Annotated in this window: 4 protein-coding genes and 1 pseudogene; 2 read left to right on the forward strand and 3 right to left on the reverse strand. The window is 64.9% G+C overall.

What is annotated here, in order from left to right; translation table 11 throughout:
• Positions 1-394: pseudogene (locus Q4F73_RS11155) on the reverse strand (2-isopropylmalate synthase); the annotation flags it as partial.
• Positions 395-1,277: 883 nt separating this feature from the next.
• Positions 1,278-1,415: a hypothetical protein gene (locus Q4F73_RS11160; protein WP_303359419.1), complete on the reverse strand. Its 138-nt coding sequence runs from the start codon at positions 1,413-1,415 to the stop codon at positions 1,278-1,280.
• A gap of 118 nt (positions 1,416-1,533) precedes the next feature.
• Here Q4F73_RS11160 and Q4F73_RS11165 point away from each other — a divergent pair, with 118 nt between their 5' ends.
• The gene (locus Q4F73_RS11165) at positions 1,534-2,646 is read left to right on the forward strand and encodes a hypothetical protein (RefSeq protein WP_303359420.1); all 1,113 of its coding nucleotides are present in this window, start codon (positions 1,534-1,536) and stop codon (positions 2,644-2,646) included.
• Here the strand turns inward: Q4F73_RS11165 and Q4F73_RS11170 are convergent.
• Positions 2,643-3,497 carry a DMT family transporter gene (locus Q4F73_RS11170; protein WP_303359421.1) on the reverse strand — a complete coding sequence of 285 codons (855 nt, stop codon included), beginning with the start codon at positions 3,495-3,497 and terminating at the stop codon, positions 2,643-2,645. The genes Q4F73_RS11165 and Q4F73_RS11170 overlap by 4 nt on opposite strands.
• Before the next feature lie 126 nt (positions 3,498-3,623).
• On the opposite strand from Q4F73_RS11170, the gene Q4F73_RS11175 reads away from it, so the two are divergent.
• Positions 3,624-4,889, forward strand: coding sequence for an aspartate kinase (locus Q4F73_RS11175; RefSeq protein ID WP_303359422.1), 1,266 nt, complete (start codon positions 3,624-3,626; stop codon positions 4,887-4,889).
• Positions 4,890-5,403: the final 514 nt, after the last annotated feature.

A 5,403-nucleotide genomic window follows, 5' to 3' on the forward strand; every position in this document is an offset into this window, starting at 1 on the left:
CCTCCGGGATCATGTCCTTCTCGATGATCTCGCGCACGAAGTCGAAGTCCGTCTGCGAGGCGGAGGGGAAGCCGACCTCGATCTCCTTGAAGCCCATCTGCACCAGCAGGTTGAACATGCGGCGCTTACGCTCCGGGCTCATCGGGTCGATGAGCGCCTGGTTGCCGTCACGCAGGTCCACGGCGCACCACTGGGGGGCGACGGTGATCTTCTTGTCCGGCCAGGTGCGGTCCGGCAGGACGATGTCCTCGACCTCCTCGGCGAAGGGGCGGTAGCGGTGTACCGGCATGGAGGAGTTGCGCTGCTTGTTCCAGGAGGGCTGACCCTCCGCGCGCGGTCCGTCGGGGGTGCGGATCTCGGAGGGGGCGGAGATGAAGGAGTCTTTCGGTGACATCGGAGTTTCCTTTTCGGGTCGTGAGCTGGGCTACCAGGGGCCGACAACGGCCTTCACTGTAGTAGCCCGGGTGGTCTCACCGCTGATGAATCGGGATGTTCAGCGGGAGCAGCAACCGGCAACACCACACTCCGCGACGGGGTGCCGGTCGCTTCTCTAGTGGACCTGGGACCCGCCGCGGCGAAGAAGAAGGAGGTTCGCGCGGGAGAACATGTTGTGAAGTCTACACACCGGGTCACCGTGTGCAACGCACAACTGTGAAGAAGTGCGAAACCCCTGCCCACGCCCTCCGTGGGGAGGACAGGCAGGGGTGGAGTCGGAGGTGTCCGCGACCTAGAACTGGGAAGACAGGAAGACGAACGGGGACTTGAGCCAAAGGTAAAGGAACTCAAACGGGGAGGTAACCCAGGAGCTGGCGAAGGAGCTGAAGTCTGCCATGGTGATAATCCTTAAATCTCGTGGTGAACTGGACACCACTCACGCTATGGATGCAATCTTCTGGCGTTATGAATTTTGCCTGGGAAAATATTGTCAGGAATCCTCGTCTTCACAGAAACGGCTCGGGGAGGGAATGAGGAAACCCCCGGTATGCAGGGGCGCTGCATACCGGGGGCGCTGTCGGCTTCTCTTAGAAGTGAGAGCTGACGACCTCGAACGGCCACTGCACCCAGGTGAAGAAGAAGGTGAAGGGGCTGACGATCCAGTCGACAAACTCCGCGGAACCGTGAAGCATGGACTGCTCCTTTCTGTAGACAGCTGTGTCACCTTCAATGGTACGGGCGCCGTGCTGCCTGAGGGAGCGAATTCCGGAACACACCCCGGACATGCCACACCCGCCCGACCGGCGCGAACCGGTGGGCGGGTGGGATCAGCTCAGAAGAGCTTAGGCCTCAGAGGTGCCGTTGGAGGACAGCAGCTCGAAAGCGCCGAAGAAGTTCTTGATGGTGTCGACGATGCCGCCGAAGATGTCATCGGTGACGACGGAGGACAGAGCGTCGCCGAAAGCCTCGAGGTTATCCATGGGAATCTCACTTCCAGTAGATTGATAATGAACCAGGGGCCACTCTAGACCCTCGGGTAACAGGTCGGCAACCCGCGGACGGGGAAGGGGCGTGGGGTGGTCCGGCTAGGATGGCGCCGTGTCCATCGCCCACCACCGGTTTCGCAGACTCGGTGACGCCGCCCTCATCTTTCTCGTGGGTGCCGCGTTCCGGGTGATGGTCCTGGGGTTTCTCGCACGGTCCAACGGTGAGACCTCCTCCGGTCTGCTGACCACGTGGGACGCGCAGTACTATCTGGCGATCGCGGAATACGGGTACTTTGACGCGCCCATCGCCACGGATGTCCCGGTGCACCACCGCACCATGGCGTTCTTCCCCGGATATCCCTTCCTCGTGCGCGTAGTGAACACGCTCACCGGACTCGACTACGCCATGGCGGCGGCCCTGCTCAGCGCGATATCGGGCGTGGCCATGACCGCCGGGGTCATGGCCCTGGCCCAGCGCATGGGCGCGGGCCGTGGGGCACAGGCGGCCGCCGGCGTGGTCGTGTCCTCGGCCCCGATGTCCATCACCTTCTCCATGCCCTACACCGAGGCCCTGTTCGGGGCGCTGGCCTTTTGGGCGCTCGTGGCCCTCATCGACCGTCGGTGGGGCTGGGCGGCCGGACTCATCCTGGTGCTCGGTGCCACCCGCATCACGGCGGTGGCGTTGATGGTGGTGTTCGGCATGGTGGTGGTGCGGTGGGCACGCCGGGAGTGGCGGGCCTGGGGTTGCCTGGCGCTGACGCCGTGGGCGCTGCTCGGATACCTGGCCTGGGCGAACTGGCACACCCGGGACGCCGGCGGCTACTTCGGCATCCAGGCGCAGGGCTGGCACTCCGGTTTCGACGCCGGATCCGCCACCGTGCGGTGGATGTGGGAGGTGCTCACCGCCGCGACTGACCTCGGATACCTCCTCACGGTGGCGGTGATGGTGGCGGCGGTGGTGTCCCTGGTGGCGGCATGGGGCAGGGTGCCCGCGCAGGTGTGGTGGTTCTGCGCGATCCTCATGGCCACCGTGCTGCTGTCCGACGGCATCATGCACTCCCGCCCGCGCCTGCTGCTGCCGGCGGTGATTCTGCTGCTGCCGTGGGTGCTCCGGGGCGTCGATAAGCTCCCTGGGTGGGCCAGCATCCTGGGATGCACGGCCTGGGTGGGCTTCGGGGCCTGGTACTCGGCCTACATGCTGGCCGTGTTCGAGTGGGCCATCTAGCTGACACCCTTGCGGGAGAGCACCACCGTCGCCGCCACCATGGCGATGAACGCCGCCAGCATGAACAGCCAGCCGGTGATGGTGGACACCTGGAACGTCTCCCCCAGGACCAGATACCCCAGGGAGAAGGCGACGATGGGCTCGGAGATCGTCATCGCCGGGAGGGAGTTCTTCAGGGCGCCGGCGTTGAAGGAGTACTGCTGGACGATGGTGCCCAGGGTGGCGCCGAGGATGAGGCCGTAGGTCTCCCAGTTGGTGATGATCGCCCAGAGACCACCGTGGACGAAGATGTCCACGAAGGCCTTGCTCAACACCGCGACGTAACCGAACAGCGCGCCGGTGACGATTCCCAGGAGCAACGCCTTGCCGCGGCGGACCAGTCGCTGGGCCACCCGTTCGATGGTGATGAGCACCACCGCGCCGATGATGAGGGCGGGGAGCCAGCGCTCGAGCGGCGGCTGGGGTTCGCCGGGGAGCGGCCGCCCCAGCATGACCAGCACCGCGACGCCGATGGTGAGGGTGCCCGCCCAGAACAACTCGTGGGTGGAGATGCGCCGTCCGTCGTACTTCGCGGCCAGGGGCAGGGTGAACATCAGCGACAGAACGAGAATGGGCTGGACGACCAGCAGGGTGCCGAATCCCAGGGCGACCACCTGCAGACCGTAGCCCAAAAGCGCGGTGCCGGTGCCGGCCCACCACAGGGGACGGGAGATGGCGTTCCAGAAAGGGGAGCCTTTCAGTGAGCCATCGGCGGGGGCCTGCCCGGCTATTCGGTGGCGCACCACAGTGCCCCACGCGATGGTGAGGGCGGAGGCCAGCGCGAACAGCACAGCCAGCAGGTTGTTGTGCACCCACACAACCTTAGTGAATGTGTCAGTCATCGCAGGGCGAGGCGCCCACTTAAGTACTCGGGCGGCGGGGCCTGCAGGTACGATGAAGCAGAACTTTGGCACCCGAGACGAAAGGCGGCCGACACGGTGGCTCTGATCGTTCAGAAATATGGAGGCTCCTCCCTGGAGACCGCGGAGCGTATCCGCGCGGTCGCCGAACGGATCGTCGCCACGAAGAAGGCCGGCAATGAGGTGGTCGTCGTGTGTTCCGCTATGGGCGACACCACCGACGAGCTCCTCGATCTGGCTGCCCAGGTCAACCCGGTCCCGCCGGCCCGCGAAATGGACATGCTCCTCACCGCCGGTGAGCGTATCTCCAATGCCCTGGTGGCCATGGCCATCGCCTCGCTGGGGGCGGAGGCGCAGTCCTTCACCGGCTCCCAGGCCGGCGTGCTCACCACCGAGCGCCACGGCAACGCGCGCATCGTCGACGTCACCCCGGGGCGTGTCCGGGAGGCCCTCGATGCGGGCAAGATCTGCATCGTCGCCGGTTTCCAGGGTGTGAACAAGGACACCCGCGATGTGACCACCCTCGGCCGCGGTGGTTCCGACACCACGGCCGTCGCCCTGGCGGCCGCCCTTAAGGCGGATGTGTGCGAGATCTACTCGGACGTCGACGGTGTGTACACCGCCGATCCGCGCATCGTGCCCAACGCCCAGAAGCTGGAGCGGCTCTCCTTCGAGGAGATGCTCGAGCTGGCGGCCGTCGGTTCAAAGATCCTGGTCCTGCGCGCCGTGGAGTACGCGCGCGCGTTCAACGTTCCCCTGCGAGTTCGCTCGTCTTACAGCAATGACCCCGGCACCCTGATCGCCGGTTCGATGGAGGATATTCCCGTGGAAGAAGCAGTTCTCACCGGCGTCGCTACCGACAAGTCCGAGGCCAAGGTCACCATCCTGGGCATCCCCGACAAGCCGGGTGAGGCCGCTACCGTCTTCCGTGCTGTCGCCGACGCCGAGATCAACATCGACATGGTGCTGCAGAACGTCTCCTCCCTCGACGACGGCACCACCGACATCACCTTCACGTGCCCGCGTGCCGACGGCCCCCGCGCCATGGAGCTGCTGAAGAAGATGCAGTCCACCAGCGGCTGGTCGAATGTGCTTTACGACGACCAGGTGGGCAAGGTCTCCCTCGTCGGAGCCGGCATGAAGTCCCACCCGGGAGTCACCGCCGATTTCGCGGAGGCGTTGCGCGACGCGAACGTCAACATCGAGCTCATCTCCACCTCGGAGATCCGCATCTCGGTGCTCACCCGCGAGGCGGACCTCGATGTGGCCGCCCGTGCCCTCCATGAGCGTTTCGAGCTCGGCGGCGATTCGGAGGCGATCGTCTACGCCGGCACCGGTCGCTGACCTGCACCTGTCTTCTCACAGGCGCACCCCCTGAGCGGGGGTGCGCCTGTTGTGATTCAGCACATGTATAGCCAAAGGCTTGTGCTCACGTGAGGTTGAGCTGAGCAGGGCCACCAACATGACACTGCGCTGAGTCGGGCCGCCCTCCCCTTAGTTTCCGCAGTACACCACCCGTTTTCACCTGAGGAGGTGATGAGCGGACGGGCCCGCAAGGGACGGGGTGCTCTTCTGACGTCTGATGACGGGGTGATGAAAGCGGAGAAGCTTATCTAGCCGGTAACTTTTCAGTTTCAATTTCCGCGGCAGGGAATTAGGTTGAGATGCATTAACGCAGTTAAGACAATGCCGAGCTGTCCTAAGCGAGCCGCTGTCACGGGCCGACCAGGTTGGCGGGCACAGAGATCGAGGAGAATCTCACTTTGAAACCGCTGAGAGCCGCACTGGCGGCAGTTGCAACAGTCGGCCTCCTGGCCACCGGCGCCGGAGTCGGCGTCACCCCCTTCCCCGCGCAGGT

It is taken from the genome of Corynebacterium sp. (assembly GCF_030535495.1).
Lineage (GTDB): Bacteria > Actinomycetota > Actinomycetes > Mycobacteriales > Mycobacteriaceae > Corynebacterium.

Coding starts and splice junctions, on each gene's coding strand:
- Q4F73_RS11160 (WP_303359419.1), bottom strand. CDS start 1,415: ATGGATAACCTCGAGGCTTTCGGCGACGCTCTGTCCTCCGTCGTCACC.